General features: G+C 63.4%; 15 protein-coding genes and 1 tRNA gene. 12 read left to right on the top strand and 4 right to left on the bottom strand.

Annotated elements, in window-relative coordinates:
* Window positions 1-1,074 (top strand): WD40/YVTN/BNR-like repeat-containing protein, encoded by a 1,074-nt coding sequence (locus ACOOFO_RS11625; RefSeq protein WP_420426930.1) that lies wholly within the window; start codon window positions 1-3, stop codon window positions 1,072-1,074.
* A gap of 145 nt (window positions 1,075-1,219) precedes the next feature.
* Here the strand turns inward: ACOOFO_RS11625 and ACOOFO_RS11620 are convergent, their stop codons facing one another.
* The 3 genes from ACOOFO_RS11620 to ACOOFO_RS11610 are packed head-to-tail and all read right to left on the bottom strand — an operon-like array spanning window position 1,220 to window position 5,218.
* Window positions 1,220-2,122: a hypothetical protein gene (locus ACOOFO_RS11620; protein ID WP_420426929.1), complete on the bottom strand. Its 903-nt coding sequence runs from the start codon at window positions 2,120-2,122 to the stop codon at window positions 1,220-1,222.
* On the bottom strand, window positions 2,119-2,964 hold the full coding sequence (locus ACOOFO_RS11615; RefSeq protein WP_420426928.1) for a hypothetical protein: 846 nt from the start codon (window positions 2,962-2,964) through the stop codon (window positions 2,119-2,121). The genes ACOOFO_RS11620 and ACOOFO_RS11615 overlap by 4 nt, the downstream gene beginning before the upstream one ends.
* A 10-nt stretch (window positions 2,965-2,974) precedes the next feature.
* Window positions 2,975-5,218 (bottom strand): DUF1302 domain-containing protein, encoded by a 2,244-nt coding sequence (locus ACOOFO_RS11610; protein WP_420426927.1) that lies wholly within the window; start codon window positions 5,216-5,218, stop codon window positions 2,975-2,977.
* 287 nt (window positions 5,219-5,505) lie between these two features.
* On the opposite strand from ACOOFO_RS11610, the gene ACOOFO_RS11605 reads away from it, so the two are divergent.
* Complete coding sequence (locus tag ACOOFO_RS11605; protein ID WP_420426926.1) at window positions 5,506-6,342, top strand: hypothetical protein; 837 nt, start codon at window positions 5,506-5,508, stop codon at window positions 6,340-6,342.
* A gap of 28 nt (window positions 6,343-6,370) precedes the next feature.
* Here the strand turns inward: ACOOFO_RS11605 and ACOOFO_RS11600 are convergent, their stop codons facing one another.
* The gene (locus ACOOFO_RS11600) at window positions 6,371-7,072 is read right to left on the bottom strand and encodes an outer membrane lipoprotein-sorting protein (protein ID WP_420426925.1); all 702 of its coding nucleotides are present in this window, start codon (window positions 7,070-7,072) and stop codon (window positions 6,371-6,373) included.
* 215 nt (window positions 7,073-7,287) lie between these two features.
* On the opposite strand from ACOOFO_RS11600, the gene ACOOFO_RS11595 reads away from it, so the two are divergent.
* The 10 genes from ACOOFO_RS11595 to bcsB all read left to right on the top strand — a co-directional run bounded on the left by ACOOFO_RS11595 (window position 7,288) and on the right by bcsB (window position 15,879).
* Entirely contained in the window at window positions 7,288-7,983 is a 696-nt protein-coding gene (locus tag ACOOFO_RS11595; RefSeq protein WP_420426924.1) for a TetR/AcrR family transcriptional regulator, read from the top strand.
* Between the two features lie 110 nt (window positions 7,984-8,093).
* Window positions 8,094-8,621 carry a translation initiation factor IF-3 gene (infC, locus tag ACOOFO_RS11590; protein ID WP_420429756.1) on the top strand — a complete coding sequence of 176 codons (528 nt, stop codon included), beginning with the start codon at window positions 8,094-8,096 and terminating at the stop codon, window positions 8,619-8,621.
* An 87-nt stretch (window positions 8,622-8,708) separates the two neighbouring features.
* Window positions 8,709-8,906: a 50S ribosomal protein L35 gene (rpmI, locus tag ACOOFO_RS11585; RefSeq protein WP_223057294.1), complete on the top strand. Its 198-nt coding sequence runs from the start codon at window positions 8,709-8,711 to the stop codon at window positions 8,904-8,906.
* A 12-nt stretch (window positions 8,907-8,918) separates the two neighbouring features.
* Entirely contained in the window at window positions 8,919-9,275 is a 357-nt protein-coding gene (rplT, locus tag ACOOFO_RS11580; RefSeq protein WP_420426923.1) for a 50S ribosomal protein L20, read from the top strand.
* Between the two features lie 91 nt (window positions 9,276-9,366).
* The gene (gene pheS / locus ACOOFO_RS11575) at window positions 9,367-10,362 is read left to right on the top strand and encodes a phenylalanine--tRNA ligase subunit alpha (RefSeq protein WP_420426922.1); all 996 of its coding nucleotides are present in this window, start codon (window positions 9,367-9,369) and stop codon (window positions 10,360-10,362) included.
* The gene (gene pheT / locus ACOOFO_RS11570; RefSeq protein ID WP_420426921.1) at window positions 10,359-12,746 is read left to right on the top strand and encodes a phenylalanine--tRNA ligase subunit beta; all 2,388 of its coding nucleotides are present in this window, start codon (window positions 10,359-10,361) and stop codon (window positions 12,744-12,746) included. Before pheS ends, pheT begins: the two co-directional genes overlap by 4 nt.
* A 2-nt stretch (window positions 12,747-12,748) precedes the next feature.
* On the top strand, window positions 12,749-13,030 hold the full coding sequence (locus ACOOFO_RS11565; RefSeq protein ID WP_420426920.1) for an integration host factor subunit alpha: 282 nt from the start codon (window positions 12,749-12,751) through the stop codon (window positions 13,028-13,030).
* Window positions 13,031-13,036: 6 nt separating this feature from the next.
* A complete protein-coding gene (locus ACOOFO_RS11560) occupies window positions 13,037-13,435 on the top strand; it encodes a MerR family transcriptional regulator (protein WP_420426919.1) in 399 nt (132 codons plus the stop codon).
* Window positions 13,436-13,518: 83 nt separating this feature from the next.
* Window positions 13,519-13,595 (top strand) — tRNA-Pro (locus ACOOFO_RS11555).
* A gap of 121 nt (window positions 13,596-13,716) precedes the next feature.
* Window positions 13,717-15,879: a cellulose biosynthesis cyclic di-GMP-binding regulatory protein BcsB gene (gene bcsB, locus ACOOFO_RS11550; protein WP_420426918.1), complete on the top strand. Its 2,163-nt coding sequence runs from the start codon at window positions 13,717-13,719 to the stop codon at window positions 15,877-15,879.
* Window positions 15,880-15,886: the final 7 nt, after the last annotated feature.

Here is a 15,886-nt window from a genome sequence, read left to right as displayed (position 1 = left end):
ATGAAACAGGCAATCGCTACGAAGCAGGGTGTCCGCCTTTCGGTCGCATGCCTGCTGCTGAGTTGGTCCGTGCTGGGCCAGGCACAGGACGCGCGCTGGGCCGATCAGCCGCGACAGCCGGAGCACTCCGAGATCATGCCGCTGGCCGACAAGGCCATCGTCAATGACATGACACGTGCCGGCGACCATCTGGTGGCCGTGGGCGAGCGCGGCCATATTCTGCGCTCGGAGAATGGCGATAACTGGCAGCAGGTGCAGGCGCCGGTGCGTGCCATGCTTACCCGCGTCACCTTCGTCGATGCTCGGCATGGCTGGGCAGTGGGGCACGACGGCAGCGTGCTGCGGACCTCCGATGGAGGCGAAAGCTGGGAGCTGCGCCATTGGGATGCGGCCTGGGGGCGGCCCTTCTACGATGCCATCTTCACGACGCCGGATCGCGGCTTGGTGGTTGGTTCCAACGGACGCATGCTGCGCACCGACGATGGGGGCGAATCCTGGGAGGAAGTCACCAACGAGGTCTTCGATACCGGCTTTCACCTCTACGAAATTGAACGCCTCGAGGGCGGCGCCTTGATGATCGCCGGAGAGCGCGGCTTCATGGCGCGTTCCCTGGACGATGGCGAGAGTTGGGAGATGATCGAGCCGCCCTATATCGGCTCCTATTTCGGGGTCATCCCCGTGGGGCCGCACGCGGCTGTCCTCTATGGCCTGCAGGGCAAGGTATTCCGTGCCATCGATGTGCGCGAGCTGGCCGTCCTCGACGATCCCATGGCCTACGATCCCTTTATCAATGAAAGCGTGACGGATTCGGAGACCTTGGCAAGCATGGGCTGGCAGGCATACGACAACCCCGTCGTCGAAAGTCTCTTCGGTGGGAGCCTCTACGACGATGACGGCTCTGGCCTACTGGTTCTGGTCGGCGTTGACGGCACTATCGTTACCGGTCGTGCCGACCAGGCGCTGCTGGAGCCGGTGCAGAGCCCTACCGATCAGCCCTATTCGGATGTGGTCGTGCAGGCAGATCGTTTGCTGATGTCCAGCCGCACTGGCATGCACACTGCCGACAAGCCCTGATTCTGGCGCGGACGGCGACCCCCTGTCCCGGCCGCGCGTTCACGGCAAACTTGGACTGGCGCCGCCGTCCAGGCGCACATCACTGATCGAGCTACGGTGTGCTGGGGCATAGCCGACGAGGCACTGCCCGATCCGCAAGCCGTTTCTAGCGGGCGCTTGAGCGCTGTGAGGCGCCCATGCTGGGTTGCTCGATCAGTGCGCGCTGCTCGATTGGCGGCGCAGCGGGGCCCCAGATGGATTCCACTCGTTGTGCGCGCTTGGCGTCCTCATCGGCGACCGAAAGGCCGATGCCTGCAACCCGCCCGCCGATCGTGCTTTCCGTCACGATGGCGCGTATAGGCCGCGGAGGCCCATTGGTGTGCATCGGAATCTTGGCGATGACCGGTGCGCTGACCTTCTGATTGACGGCCAGGCTGGTGTTGATGATTGTGTCGACCTCAGTGGTGATCTCCTGATCCAGGTTCATCACCAGTGGCCCTTCATACTTCAGTTGAATGGTCTGATCGACTGGCGCAGTCAGCTGAACCGGCAGGCTGAACTGCATCGGCAGCTTGGCCTGGATATTGAGATTGCGGAGGGTCTTGGCCCCCATGTAATTGAAGTCCGTGACAATCTCGATGTCCGCAACAGTATCCACCGGGATGACGCCGTCATAGTGCACGTCGAACTGCACCGGCACGTCGGCATTGAGCACCACGTCGGAGCGGTAGCGACCCTGCAGGGGCAGGGTCAGTTCCTGCTGAAAGGGCACCTGGGCATAGATCACGCCATTCATGAGGATGTCCAGCTCGCGCTCGACGTTGGCGGTGACCTCGAAGTCCTGCGGCAGGGTGATGGCCATCGGCTGGTCTTTGAGGCTGATCGAAAAGGTCAGGTGCATGAACAGCCAAAAGCTGGCGAAGGCACCCACGACAATCACACCGAGGCCGCTCAGGCCGAACAGGCCCCAAAGCAGGAAGCGACCGCGCCGCCGGGGCGGCTGGGCGGCGGTGGTTGCGGGTTCCTCGCTCGTCGAGGAGGCACCGGGAACGTGGACCCGTCGGCTCATGGTGAGTCACTCCCGCCACTGGCCTGCGAGGACGCGGCAGCCCCTGCAGGGGGTGCCGACATATTCGCCTGTGCGCTCTGGTCGGCTGCACCGGACTCGGCGGCTGCTTCATCATTGCGACCGATACCGAGGCGCAGCGTGTTCAAGGGCAGCGTGAGATCCGCGTAGTTGATCAGCACATCCAGCGGCTGGTCCTTGGGCAAGGTGACCTCGGCTTCCAGATCCGAGAGCAGTGGCACCGACATTTCACTCTGGATCGGGATCGTGGTGTTGATCGTCGTCCGCAGCGGGACGCGCAAATTGTCCTTGAGTACGGCTTTGACCGGCGCGGTGAAGTTGAGCCGCACCATCTCGTCCACCGGTATGAGGAGGTCCACGGGGACGGTGGCGTTGACCGGAATCTTTCCGCGGATGGGCAGCTTGTGCCAGTCGCCGAGCACCTTGGCCTCGATGACTGCGTCGACATCGAGGATCTGGTTGATTTCGATGGTGTCTTGCACGCGCACGTCAAGCTGAATCGGAACGGCGGCGTCGAATTCGGCCTGGATCTGCAGCGGGTCCTTGACCGGCAGGCTGAGCTCTTCGTCCACCGGCACCGAGGTTGTGATGCGCTCGTCGATGCGGATGCGCAGATTTTCGGTCACGCGCGCGCTTGCTTGGAAAGGTTCATCGGCAATGACCTTGGCGCGCTCATTGGCAATCACCAGGCTGGCGTTGACGTTGCTGAACACCCAGAAGGCGACGACCGCACCGCCAATGACGGCACCAATCAGCAGCAACAGAAGGATGAGCCACAGTCCAATGCCACCATGCTGTCGCGTTCTACGGTTTGGGGATTTCATGGCGGGCTCCTCAGAAATTGTAGGACACGGCGAGGCTGATGCTGTCGCGGTCGTGCAGGGTGTTGTTGTTGCCGCCACCGGCGAAATGCGCGTACTGAAGGTCGAGGCCGATATCCGCATAGCGGAAGTGCAACTCGTTCAGGCTGATGATGCGCCCTTCCAGATGGTTCTCGGCAAGGCCGGGCGCAACACCATGGAAGTCGTGCAGCAGCACCAGCGTGGGCCGGATCAGCAGGCCGGGGATGAAAGCGTCGTTGAAGATCGCCAGCACGCCGGTGCGGAAACCGGCCGACCATTCCGTGACGAAGCCATCGCTGGTGCGGAAGGGGTTGATCTTCAGGCCGTTGTTCGTCTCAGCAATGCCGGGCGAGTTGTGGGTGAAGGTACCGGGGCCTTCGAATTGCAACCGGTCCAGACTGGGGAGCTTGGGCAGGTAGATTGCGTTGGCCTCGAACAGCCAGCCAAGTTGATCGACAGCGGGCAGAAAGTCGTTGCCCCACAGGCGCAGGAAGCCGAGGCTGAGCTGCCACATCGGCTGATCTTCGTAGCCGCGTACATAGGAATTGGGCGGTGTTTCGCCGGGCTCCTGTCCGCGGAAGGCGCTGATGTAGTCGGGCAGGGCGGTGCGCGAGTCGGTCAGCGTCGCCCCGCCCAGCGCGCCCAGGGAGGGCAATGGCCCGAGGCTGGGCGTGGCCTCGAGAATGGGGCCGAGGATGGGGGCATTGAGCAGCTGCCCGACGCCGTCCGGAATGATGACGATCTCTTGGCGCGGGAACACCGGGTTCAGTGCGCGGAAAAAGACATCCTCAAGGTCCACCTGCACGGGGTGATTCGGTCGATAGCTCAGCTCACCGTGCAGATTGGCACCCAAAAAGCTGGTGTTGAAGCTGAGAGCGAAGAGGCGGATGTTTTCCGGATAGTCGAGAAAATAGGTGGCGGTATCGATCGGCAGCGCCTCGAAGCCATCCTGCCCGGGCTGATCGACAAATGGGATGCCGCAGTCGAGAGTGAACTCGAGCAGGTTGGAGCTATCGCGGTTGTTGGGATTGCCTTCCCGACGCGCACAGGTGGCATCGGACGCGAAGAAGCTCGCCGAGGGGATACGCGAATGGTAGTTCGCGAAGTGGAACCCGAACTCGGTGCCGTTGGCGCCGAGGCCGTCGAAGAAGCGATAGATGGCGAAGCCGAACTGGCCACTGTCAGGCGGTTCGCGATTAGCCACACGCGCTGCAGAAAAGCTGGTCGCCGATACAGCGGACGCCAGCGGACTGGCTGGCGTGCCGATCTGCAGCGGGTCGTCGGGAATCTTCGAGAACGGCAGAGAAATCGTTTCGTTCGGCTCGGGCTCATTGCCCGCATCGAAGAAGGAGTAAAGCGATCCCTTGGCGGGGAATCCGTACGGGCGCCATTCCAACTGGTACCAGGCATCGAACCCGATGTTGTCCGTGATGCCGGCCTTGATCGACACCATATTCTGCGGCGTGAACAGCTCGAAGAGCTCTCCACCCGGCCGGGTCAATGCGTTGAGATTGGCCGGATTGATGATATTGATGTTGGTAGCGATGCCGAAAGTGGCGACGCCCCAGGTCATCACCTGGCGGCCGATACGCAGTTCCGCCTGTTGATCGCCGAAGGTGGGAAAACGCAGCCAGACATTGGCATTGCGCAGCACGAAGTTGTTGCCGACATCGCGTTCGGCCTGGTCGCTGCGTGGTCGTGCGGCGGAAACACCGGGCTGGGGGCAATCCACGCCAGGCTCCCCGGCGCAGCTGGTGGGCAGGATGATGTTTGGCTTGTTCTCCTTGAAGCCGGTATTGACCGGATCGTAGAAATAGAAGCCGCTGAATTCAAAGCCGAAGGTGTCCCAGTTCACGTTCAGCCGCGAATGCCATTTGGCGGCGGCGAAGGCGATGTCGCCCCGGTCGTAGTTGAGATTGCCGTCGTCCGTGTAGGAGGCGGGCTGGCCGGGTGCCGCCAGGAAGCGCGCATTGGGTCCGGTCTCGCTCTCGCTGAGACCGATGCAGTCCTCCTCCGCACACAGTTGACGGTTCTGCGGCAGGTTGGCCTTGCCGACCAGGTCCGGGTCGCGCGCTTCGACGCGCATAGTGGCGCCAACCGACACCGTGTTGAGCAGTTCAACCGACAGAGGGCCCGCAGCCGATTCGTACTCCCATTCCAGCGCATGGGCGCTGCCGTGAAGGGTCAATACAGTCAGGACGGCCCACGCCGTCGACCGGGTATGTCGCTTCTTCACTTCTCCTCCTGCCAGCCCTTGATCGCGCGTCTGAGGACGCATCTTGGTGTTGTACTGTGCGCACCGCACCCGCTTGAGTGCGGGTCCAGCCCCGTTGGGTCATTTGTTTCGGTGACCGCTGCGAGCATCAAGAGCAGCTGTAGCAAGCGCTTTGAGCCGTTTTGATGTCACCTTTTCATCGTATGATGATACCCGCGTAGGTTACCGAGTATTCTCTTATCGTGCCACGAGTGCGACACCGGGATCGCGGTACAGTGCGGAACACAGGCTTTCAACAGAGACGTGCAATGACGCAATCACCCCATCGAGACACAGCGCCACAGCGTCTGACGCACGCACCGACATCCGTCACTGAGCGTGAGGCTGCCGCCGGGCAGGGCGGCATCGGTGACCGCGTGCCGATTCCGGCAGGAGTGCGGGCGGTGGGGCGCTATCTGGGTACGCTGCGCAAGCGCTATGGACCCATTGCCCGCCTCGAATCCAGCGCGCGCAATGTGGAAGACCGCCTGCTGAATACGCTGAACGCGCGACTCCAACGCGCGCGTGCGCCGTCCTCTGAGACGCGTGCCCCGTCGCAGCGCACCTTCTTCGTGCCCATTCACGAGCCGCCGGCTCGGGTGCTCGACGAACTGATGCACATGGCGGCGCGCCAGGACGTCGAGGATGCGCGGGAATATCTCTATACCTCGCTGCTGCGCGAACTGGTGCCCGACGAGGCGTGCCTGCTGTCGGTATTGTCGAGCGGTCAGCCGCAGCCGGTGGTACATGTCTCGGCGGCGGGGCGCTTCGGCGGTGAAGACGAGCGCGTTGCGAGCTACGTCTGCCTGTTGGGCGACAAGGAAGGCATCAAGCTACGCGGCATGATGGGGTACTACTTCGGACATCTGGTGGCCTTGGGCCTGGTGCAGGCCGGGGCCGAAGCCAAGCTGTCGCGGACGGCGCAGGCCGCCCTCAAGGCGACACCCTCCGCCAGTGCAGCGGACCGCGCCATTCGCGACCGCGGGCTGAAGACCCGTTGGCAATTCGAGACGGTGGAGATCAGTCAGCTCGGCCGGGAGCTCTGGCAATACTGTCAGGCAGACGCCGCACCAGACGATCCGCAAGCGAGCAGCGGCAACGCCTAGGCCTGACTGCCGCTCATCGAAGAAGATTCTATTCCCCCATGCCCCGGTAGAAAGCCTCCGGGTCGAAGACCTGCTCAGGGACGGTTCCCGGGAGGCGCAGGTCGCGGATGTGGGCCTCGGTGACACGCTGTGTCTCGAAGTTCTCGACCAGAATCCGTCCCGGATACCAGAAGTCGTCCTGCATGTTGCGCAGTGCTTCGCGCGGGGCGCGAATATGGCGGATGCGCTCACCGTGGTCGTTCATGATCTCGGCCTCGACGATGAAGCAGCGCTCGGTATCGACCTTCATGTTGATCCTTCCGAAAGGCGCCTCTGCGGCTGGCGAGGGCAACACCACAAAGCGCCGGATAAAGGGGGGATCGTCGGCCTTGACGCCGCGCAGTGTGATGCTGGAACTGCGCAGTGTGCGCTCGACATCCTCGAAGTCGGAGAAGGACAGCGCGGAGCCAAAGATGCCGCCGGCGCCGCTACCGCCCTCGATGCGTCGTACGCGATCGAGCTCCGGCGAGTAGTAATAGACCTCCGGCCCTTCGGCGGTCTGACGGAAGAGGTAGGCGGCACCCTCCAGATCGTCGGGTGCATTGACAATGGCGCTGACGGCAAGCAGGCCGTTGCGGTCCTGGAGGTGGGCGTCGAAGGCGACCCGATCCGAGGTCTGCGCGTCCGAATGCATGTCGTGCGTGGTAATGACCACATCCAGCACGCGCAGCGCGGGCGGAACGTTGTCCATGACGCATTCGAGGATGAGCTGTGATTCAGGTTTCTGGGCGTAGCCGATGAGCGGCCCCAGCAATGCAACGACCAGAGTCGCTATCTGGCCGAGGCTTGCAGTATATTTACGGGCTCGGTAATCCATAACATTTAGGGTAGCGCGGAACGCAGACCGCGTGTCGACGCCACGAGACCGACACCCCCGGCTACCACACAAGCATCCAGGGTCGATTCATGCCAACCAAACAGTCAGCACAACATACCGAACATTCGGGAGGGAACAAGGGCAGCACGCGCAAGCGGGTACCGCGCGCCGTGCGCGAACCGCAGATGCTGGACGCAGCCACCGAAGTCTTCAGTGAACGGGGATTTCACGCGGCTTCGATGGATGACATCGCCGCAAAGGTCGATGTCACCAAGCCGATGCTGTACGCCTACTTCGGTTCCAAGGAGGGGCTGTACCGTGCGGCGGTACAGCGCGCGGGCGATCACGTCGTCCAGATGCTGACCGAACTCATGGGCATGGAGGATGCGAGGAAGCGGTTGCAGGAGGGTACCGATGCACTGCTCAGCTTTTTCTTCTCGCAGCGTGCCGCTTGGACCATGGTTTACAACGAGCGGATGGCACCCGAGGGGCTGTTCGATATCAGCGTGTTTCGCGAGCGGGTTGCCGAGATCGCCGCGCAAACGCTGGTCGAAGCCTGCAAGCAGGCCAGCGGCGATGGAGATACTTCGGCGACCGACGCCGATGTGCAGCAGGCTCTACCCTATGCGGTGGCGATGATCGGAAGCTGCCAGGGGCTGCTCAGTTGGTGGACCAAGCATGGCGACGTCGATCAGGCGCGTTGCCGTACGTATTCGCACGAGCTTGTGGAGAGCCATCTGCGCTGCTGCATGCAGGCCCTTCAGGGGGAGGCCAGTCTCGCCTAGGCCCAATCGTGGCCATTGCGCAGCGGTAGCCGACTCAGTACAATCCCGCGCCGCTGCGGCTTCGCGGCTGCGGGCATACTTTTTTCTGAAGAAGCACGAGGAAGACTACCATCGCGCAAGATCGTAATGATCGTCGGAACGCTGACATTACCTCTCCACGCGTCCGAGTGATCGGGCCAGACGGCGAGCAAATTGGCGTCATGATGACCCGCGACGCGCTTGCCAAGGCGAGCGAAGCCGAACTTGACCTCGTGGAGGTGTCGCCCAACGCCGACCCGCCTGTCTGCAAGATCATGGACTATGGCAAGTACATCTACCAGAAGGACAAGGCACAGCAGGCGGCACGCAAGAAGCAGAAGCTGATTCAGGTCAAGGAAGTCAAGTTCCGGCCGAATACGGACGACGGCGACTACAACACGAAGATGCGTGCCGTCACGCGGTTTCTGGAAGAGGGAGACAAGGTCAAGATCACGGTCCGGTTCCGAGGGCGAGAAATGGCGCATCCAGAGATCGGTCGTGAACTGCACGAGCGGGTACAGGAACAAATTGGGGATCTGGGGCAGGTAGAACAGTTCCCAAAGCTTGAGGGGCGTCAGATGATCATGGTCATCGCTCCCAAGAAGCGTCAGACCGTTTAAGGTCGACCCACAAGCCGGCGTCGGCTCTCAAAATGTGGCTTCGCACCACTGCCGCCGAAGGTCCAATCAACGAAGCAGGAAATCGACATGCCAAAGATGAAGTCCAATCGCGGTGCCGCCAAGCGCTTCAGCCGCACGGGTGGGGGTGGTTTCAAGCGCGCTGCCTCGCATCGCCGCCACATCCTCACCAAGAAGTCGTCCAAGCGGAAGCGTCAGCTGCGCACGGTGCGCACGATGCATCCGTCGGATGTACGTGAAGCCAAGCAACTGCTGCCCTACAGCTAAGGAGGCGTACCGATGGCACGTGTAAAGCGGGGCGTCACAGCGCACGCCCGTCACAAGAAGGTACTGAAGCAGGCGAAGGGCTATCAGGGCGCGCGCTCGCGTACTTATCGCTCCGCCAAGCAGGCGGTTATCAAGGCGGGGCAGTACGCCTACCGCGACCGCCGCGTCAAGAAGCGTGAATTCCGCGCGCTGTGGATTCAGCGCATTAACGCTGGTGCGCGCGAGAACGGCCTCAGCTACAGCCGCATGATCAACGGTCTGCAGCGGGCAGGTGTCGAGCTCGACCGCAAGGTGCTGGCCGACCTCGCCATTTCGGACAAGCCGGCTTTTGCCGCGCTGGCCAACCAAGCGAAGGCCGCTCTCGGCTAAAGCAGGGCCGATCCCGATCGCGAGGGTCGCGTTGCTTTGAAAAGGGAGTGGCAGTGCCGCTCCCTTTTTTGTTGGGGAAAAGGATTTGGGCATGCAGAATGAAGTGGACGCCATTCTGGCGCGCGCTCGGCGCGCCATCGATGAAGCGCCCGATACGCAATCCGTGGAACAGCTGCGCGTGCAGTTGCTTGGCAAAAAGGGGGAGCTCACCCAGCTTCTGAAGCAATTGGGCGGCCTTCCGGCGGACGAGCGTCGAACCGTCGGCGCGGCGATCAACGAGGCCAAGCAGCAGGTGCAGGACTGGTTGACTGCCCGTCGCGAGACCCTGGCCGCCCAGGAAGCCGAGGCGAAGCTGCAGGCCGAGCGCATCGACGTCACGCTGCCGGGGCGCGGCGAGCGCGCTGCCAGCCTGCATCCCATCACCCGCACCATCGCGCGCATCGAAGCCCTGTTCGGGCAACTCGGCTTCAGCACCGAGCGCGGCCCCGAAATCGAGGACGACTATCACAACTTCGAGGCGCTCAATATTCCCCCGGCGCACCCCGCGCGCGCCATGCAGGACACCTTTTATGTGCAAAACGGTTCCTACCTGCTGCGCACGCATACCTCGCCGGTACAGATTCGCACCATGCAGGGGCGGGAGCCGCCGCTACGCATCATCTGCCCGGGGCGCGTCTACCGCGTGGACCTGGATCGCACGCACAGCCCCATGTTCCATCAGGTGGAAGGGCTGTATGTGGCCGAAGGCGTGTCCTTCCGCAATCTGCAGCATGACCTGAAGCAATTTCTGGAGGGCTTCTTCGAGCAGTCCGTCGAAGTGCGTTTCCGGCCGTCCTACTTCCCGTTCACCGAACCGTCGGCGGAAGTGGATATCCGCGGAGAGCGGGGCTGGATGGAGGTGCTCGGCTGCGGCATGGTGCATCCCAATGTCTTGGAAGCCGTCAACATCGACCCCGAGCGCTACAGCGGCTACGCCTTTGGTCTGGGAGTGGAGCGCTTCGCCATGCTGCGCTACGGCGTTGATGACCTGCGTCAGTTCTTTGCCAATGACGCCCGTTTCCTGAACCAGTTCGGAGCACAGGCATGAAGGTCTCCAAGCGCTGGTTGCTCGAGTTCATCGACAGCGCGCAGTCGGCGGAGGCGCTGGCTGAGGCCTTTACGCTCGCCGGCCTTGAGTGTGAAGTCGAAGCCGCGGCGCCCGACCGCCGCCTGGCGCAGGTGGTGGTGGGACGTATTGTGGCCGCGGCCCCGCATCCGGATGCAGATCGCTTGCAGGTCTGCGAGGTCGATACCGGCGAGGCGCGCCCACGCACCATCGTCTGCGGCGCCGCCAACGCGCGTCCGGGCTTACGCACCGCCGTGGCATTGCCCGGTGCTACCCTGCCCAATGGCCTCTCCGTACAGAGCCAGGCTGTCCGCGGCGTGGAATCGGCCGGCATGCTGAGTTCCGCGCAGGAGCTGGGCCTGGCCGAAAGCAGCAGCGGCATCCTCGAACTGGACGCAGAGGCACCGATCGGGACTGCTCTGGCGGAATGGCTGGCACTGGACGACGACATTCTGGTCTTCGAGCTGACGCCAGACCGTGGTGACGCGCTCAGCGTGATCGGACTCGCGCGCGAGGCGGTGGCCCTGGGGCTTGGGCAGTGGCGGGAGCATTCGGAGGGGGTGACGGCAAGCGCAGCGGCCGGAGGCGATGAACAGGGCCGGGCGCGCCCGGTGACCATTGACGCGCCGGCGCTGTGCCCACGCTATATGGGTCGCTGCATCCAGGGTGTGAATGCCCAGGTCCCCAGTCCGGATTGGCTGCGCGAGCGGCTGCGACGCAGTGGCCTGCGCAGTGTGTCCATGGTGGTCGACATTACTAACCTGGTCATGCTCGAGACCGGCCAACCGCTGCATGCCTTCGATGACAGCAGGCTGCAGGGCACGGTGCGGGTGCGGCAAGCGCTGCCCGACGAGACGATCCACCTGCTCAACGATCAGAGCTATACCCTTGCGCACGGTGAACTCGTCATCGCCGATGACACGGGCCCCGTGGCACTGGCGGGCGTTATGGGGGGGCAGCACGCCGAGATGCGACTGGATTCGTCGGCGATTTTCCTCGAATCCGCCTGCTTCCTTCCTCCGGCCGTCGCCGGCACCGGCCGGCGGCACAAGCTGCATTCAGATGCGGTGCATCGCTTTGAGCGCGGCGTCGACCCCGCGGCCGTCCCGCGTGCTCTGGAGCGAGCGACCCATCTCATCCTGGCCATGGCCGGCGGCGAGGTCATCGGCACCAGCAATGCTGGCGACGTCCCTGCGGCGGAGGCAGCCATTGTGTTGCGCCGCAGTCGACTGGCCTGGCTGCTCGGCATTGCCGTCGACGATACGCGAGTCGCTCGCATTCTCAGCGACCTCGGTTTCGCGGTTGAAGCGGTGGACGCGGGCTGGTCCGTGCAGCCGCCGAGCTGGCGCTTTGACATCAGCCGCGAGGTTGATCTGATCGAAGAGGTGGCACGGGTGGTCGGCTACGATGCCATTGGCGCGGAAGGCTATGCGGCCCACGTCGCCATGCAGCCGGTGGTGGAGGCACGACTGTCCGATCCGGCCTTGCGTGCACAGCTGGTTGCGCGCGGCTTTCAGGAAGTCGTCTCGTACAGCTTCGTGGAGCAGGCGCTGGATGCGGCGCTGAATCCCGACGCCGCCCGCATTCCGGTCGATAACCCCATTGCCGCGCCTTTCAACTGCATGCGCAGCACGCTGTGGTCGTCATTGCTGCCGATCGTGCGCTACAACGTGGACCGGCAGTGCCGGCGCTATCGCGTGTTCGAACTGGCCCGCCGCTACAGCGCGGAGCCGGGCGTGCATCCCACCGTACGCGAGGAAGTCATGCTCGCGGGGGCGATGTGGGGCAGTGCCTACCCGGAGCATTGGGCGCAACCGGATCGGATGGTGGACTTCTTCGATCTCAAGGGTGAGCTGCAGGCACTGGTTCCGGGGATGGACGTCTCAGCCGGTACCCATCCGGCGCTGCACCCGGGACGCAGCGGACGGGTGACGCTGGGCGCCCACGGTGCCATCGGTTGGATCGGGCAGATACATCCATCCCTTGCAAAACAATGGGATATTCCAGAAAGCTTGCTTTTATTCGAACTTCAGGCGGAGCCCTTGCAGCAGCGCCGTTTGCCTCACGCGCCCCACGTCCCCGATTACCCGGCGTCGCGTCGTGACTTGTCGCTGGAAGTCCCGGAGGACGTAGCGGCGCAAGCCTTGGTGGAAACGGCATTGCGCAGAGGGCCGGAAATGCTGCGCGACTGCTTCGTATTCGATGTCTACCAGGGCGCTGGACTGAAAAATGGCTGCAAGGCCATTGCCTTGGGCTTGATATTTCAGGATTTTTCGCGCACGCTAACTGACGAGTTGATAGACGAGGCCGCGCAAGGCGTGGTTGGGGCACTGCACGACGAGTGGGGTGCGCGTATTCGGGGGTAGCGGTGGCGTTGACGAAGGCGGAACTGGCCGAGGCGCTGCACGAGCAGGTCGGCCTCAACAAGCGCGAGGCGAAAGAGCTCGTCGATCTCTTCTTTGACACGCTCAGCGATTCGCTCGCGAGCGGCGAATCGGTACGTCTCTCCGGCTTTGGCAACTTCGAGTTGCGCGACAAGCCGCAACGTCCGGGGCGCAATCCCAAGACGGGTGAGGAGATTCCCATCACTGCGCGTCGTGTGGTGACCTTCCGACCGGGGCAGAAGCTTCGGCTGCGCGTGGATGGCTAACGCGCCATGACCGGACAGGCTCAGGCCGCGCGCAGCGGCGTCGAGACGCCTCTCCCCGCGGTGCCGGAGAAGCGCTATTTCGCCATCGGTGAAGTCGCTCGGCTGTGTGGTGTCAAACCACATGTGCTGCGCTACTGGGAGCAGGAATTCCCGCAGCTGAGTCCGTCGAAGCGCCGCGGCAACCGCCGCTACTACCAGCGTGACGATGTCTTCACGATCCGCAAAATCCGCCATCTGTTGTACGAAGAAGGCTTCACGATCAGCGGTGCGCGTCAGCGCCTTGAAGAGATCGCTGCCATCGACAAGGGCGGCGGTGCACCCAAGAGCACGGGCGATCTGGCCAGCGCGCTGGCCGATATCCGCAAGGAGCTGGAAGCGGCGCTGAGCGTGCTCGACCGTCTGTAGCTTTGGGCCGGCGCGCAACGTCAGACGGAATGCTCTTCGATGCGCGCGCAACAGCGATCATTGTGGAATAATGTAGGTCGATTCGGGGCGTAGCGCAGCCTGGTAGCGCACCTGCATGGGGTGCAGGTGGTCGCAGGTTCAAATCCTGCCGCCCCGACCATTTTCATTCGGTTTCAGAGCGTGTACGACCCGCCGCCGAATTCTCCTTCACAGCTTGATGCAGCACGAAGGGATTGTGCTAGGTTCCTGTTTTGATTGATCGGGCACAGGGAGTTCTCAGCGTGAAAATAGGGAGAGTGTGGCGGCGCTGGGCGCTCGCGCTGCTCGCGGTCGTTGGTTCGCTGAGCGTGCATCCTGCGGTGGCGAGAACCATTGACTTCGAGCAGATGGGTGGTGGAGAGCCGGTCCGGCTGGGCGGCTTGGACCGGGAAGCGGTGCTGAATTTCGGCATCCCACGCGATGAAGCCATCGTTGCCGCGACCCTCGATCTCCAATTGGCGATGTCGCCTGCGCTCTTGCCGCAGCTCTCGCACGTCAATGTGCGCCTGAACGGGCGTTTTGTCGGCACGGTGACTGCGGAGGATCCGCGTCGCGAACCGCAGATCACCCGCAGCCTGCCGATCGACCCACGTCTGTTTGGGGATTACAACCAGTTGGCCCTGGAGTTTGTGGGCCATTACACCGAGCGATGCCAGAGTCCGGCGCATTCCAGTTTGTGGGTGCAGATCAGCCCGGACAGCCGCTTAGAGCTCGCCACCGAGCGCCTCAATATCCGCCAGGGCCTGTCGGCCTTGCCGGTGCCCTTCTTCGATCAGCGTGATAACCGGCCACTGGTGCTGCCCTTCGTTTTCGGAACCACGCCGACACCGTCGGTGCTCACAACGGCGGCGATGGTCTCTGGGTGGTTCGGGCAGCAGGCCGGCTACCGTGGCGCGCGTTTTCCGGTGGCATTGGGCGAGCTGCCCGACCAGCACGCCGTGCTGCTTGTGACGAACGACACCATCCCCGAGGACTGGACACTGGAGCCGGTGGAAGCGCCCACGGTATCCGTGATCGCGGATCCAGAGGACGCACGTTTCAAGCGCCTGGTGCTGCAGGGCGCCGACGAGAAGCAACTGCGCATGGCGGCGCATGGCTTGCTATATGGCAAGGACTTGCTCACGGGGCAGCGCGCAGTCATTGATGCCATCCAGCCGCCGCAGCCGCGTCCGATGAACGATGTCCCCGCCTGGGTTGCCACCGACCGGCCGATTCGGCTGGGCGATCTGGTGGACCGGCCGGAGCTGCTCCAGGTCCGCGGCTATCGGCCGGACCCGATCACCCTGAATGCGCGCATACCACCGGACTTGTACACCGGATTCTACGAAGGCGTGGACATGGATCTGCGCTATCGCTACACACGGCCTTCGTCGGTCAATGATTCGCGGTTGTCGGTGTTTGTGAATGACCGCTTCGTGCAGTCGCTCGCGCTCGCACCCGATCCCAAGGCAGAAGACAGCTCGCGCATTCGCTTGCCATTGCTCGACCGCGACCGTTCGCAGGCACGCGATGCGCTGCGTCTGCCGGCGTTCCAGCTGGGCATCGATAACCGCCTGCAGTTCGCCTTTTCGCACGATTACCGGCAAGGGGAGGAGTGCGCCTCGGAGCCAGCGGAAAATGTCTATTCCGCCATCGACCCTGACTCCACCATCGATCTGACCGGTTTCCCGCGTCACGCCCCGATGCCGGATCTCGCCCTGTTCGCGAATGCGGGCTATCCCTTCACACGCTATGCGGATCTCTCCCAGACGACGGTGGTGCTCCCCGACCGGTACGGCGCCGTTGAAATGGAAGTCATGCTCGGTCTGGTCGGTCGGCTGAGCGCGCTGAGTGGATTGGCGGGCGCGCGCGTCTCGGTTACCACGCAATCCGCGTTGGACCAACCAGACAGCGATCTTCTGATGATCGGTACCGCCCCGCAATGGCTGTCGCTCGAGACCGACTCGGCGATGGGGGCACAGTCGCCGCTGCTGCTGAGTGGCGCGCAGCGACAGCTGCAAGCGGCCGCGGATCGTGCGCCCGGTGTGCGCACTACCGTTCGTGCAGAGGGTGACCTCGGTGTGCTGCTCGGTTTTGCGTCGCCCTTCGCCGACCAGCAATCCGTGGTGGCGGTGGCGGGCAATTCCGAACAGGGGCTGCGCGCCGCCTTTGATGCGCTCACGCAGCCTCGCCTGATCAACAGTGTGCGCTATGGGGTGAGCCTGGTCGCCGGCGAGCAGGTGCGACCGATCGACGTCGGACACAGTTACGCGCTGGGGACTCTGACCTGGTGGCAGCGTATCTGGCTGTACTTTGCGGGGCATCCCTTGCTGATGTCGGTGCTCGCGGTGATCGCCGGCCTGATGCTGGCCGCGCTGGCCTTCTGGATGCTGCGAGGCGTCGCCGCGGCGCGCACGCGCGCCTGAATGATGG

Origin of the sequence: Algiphilus sp. (assembly GCF_965216485.1) — a bacterium.
Classification (GTDB): Bacteria; Pseudomonadota; Gammaproteobacteria; order Nevskiales; family Nevskiaceae; genus Algiphilus.
Note: the sequence above shows the minus strand (reverse complement) of the source record. Positions and strands in the feature narration are given on the sequence as shown.

Coding starts and splice junctions, on each gene's coding strand:
- ACOOFO_RS11625 (WP_420426930.1), top strand. CDS start 1: ATGAAACAGGCAATCGCTACGAAGCAGGGTGTCCGCCTTTCGGTCGCA.
- ACOOFO_RS11620 (WP_420426929.1), bottom strand. CDS start 2,122: ATGAGCCGACGGGTCCACGTTCCCGGTGCCTCCTCGACGAGCGAGGAA.
- ACOOFO_RS11615 (WP_420426928.1), bottom strand. CDS start 2,964: ATGAAATCCCCAAACCGTAGAACGCGACAGCATGGTGGCATTGGACTG.
- ACOOFO_RS11605 (WP_420426926.1), top strand. CDS start 5,506: ATGACGCAATCACCCCATCGAGACACAGCGCCACAGCGTCTGACGCAC.
- ACOOFO_RS11600 (WP_420426925.1), bottom strand. CDS start 7,072: ATGGACAACGTTCCGCCCGCGCTGCGCGTGCTGGATGTGGTCATTACC.
- ACOOFO_RS11595 (WP_420426924.1), top strand. CDS start 7,288: ATGCCAACCAAACAGTCAGCACAACATACCGAACATTCGGGAGGGAAC.
- rpmI (WP_223057294.1), top strand. CDS start 8,709: ATGCCAAAGATGAAGTCCAATCGCGGTGCCGCCAAGCGCTTCAGCCGC.
- rplT (WP_420426923.1), top strand. CDS start 8,919: ATGGCACGTGTAAAGCGGGGCGTCACAGCGCACGCCCGTCACAAGAAG.
- pheS (WP_420426922.1), top strand. CDS start 9,367: ATGCAGAATGAAGTGGACGCCATTCTGGCGCGCGCTCGGCGCGCCATC.
- pheT (WP_420426921.1), top strand. CDS start 10,359: ATGAAGGTCTCCAAGCGCTGGTTGCTCGAGTTCATCGACAGCGCGCAG.
- ACOOFO_RS11560 (WP_420426919.1), top strand. CDS start 13,037: ATGACCGGACAGGCTCAGGCCGCGCGCAGCGGCGTCGAGACGCCTCTC.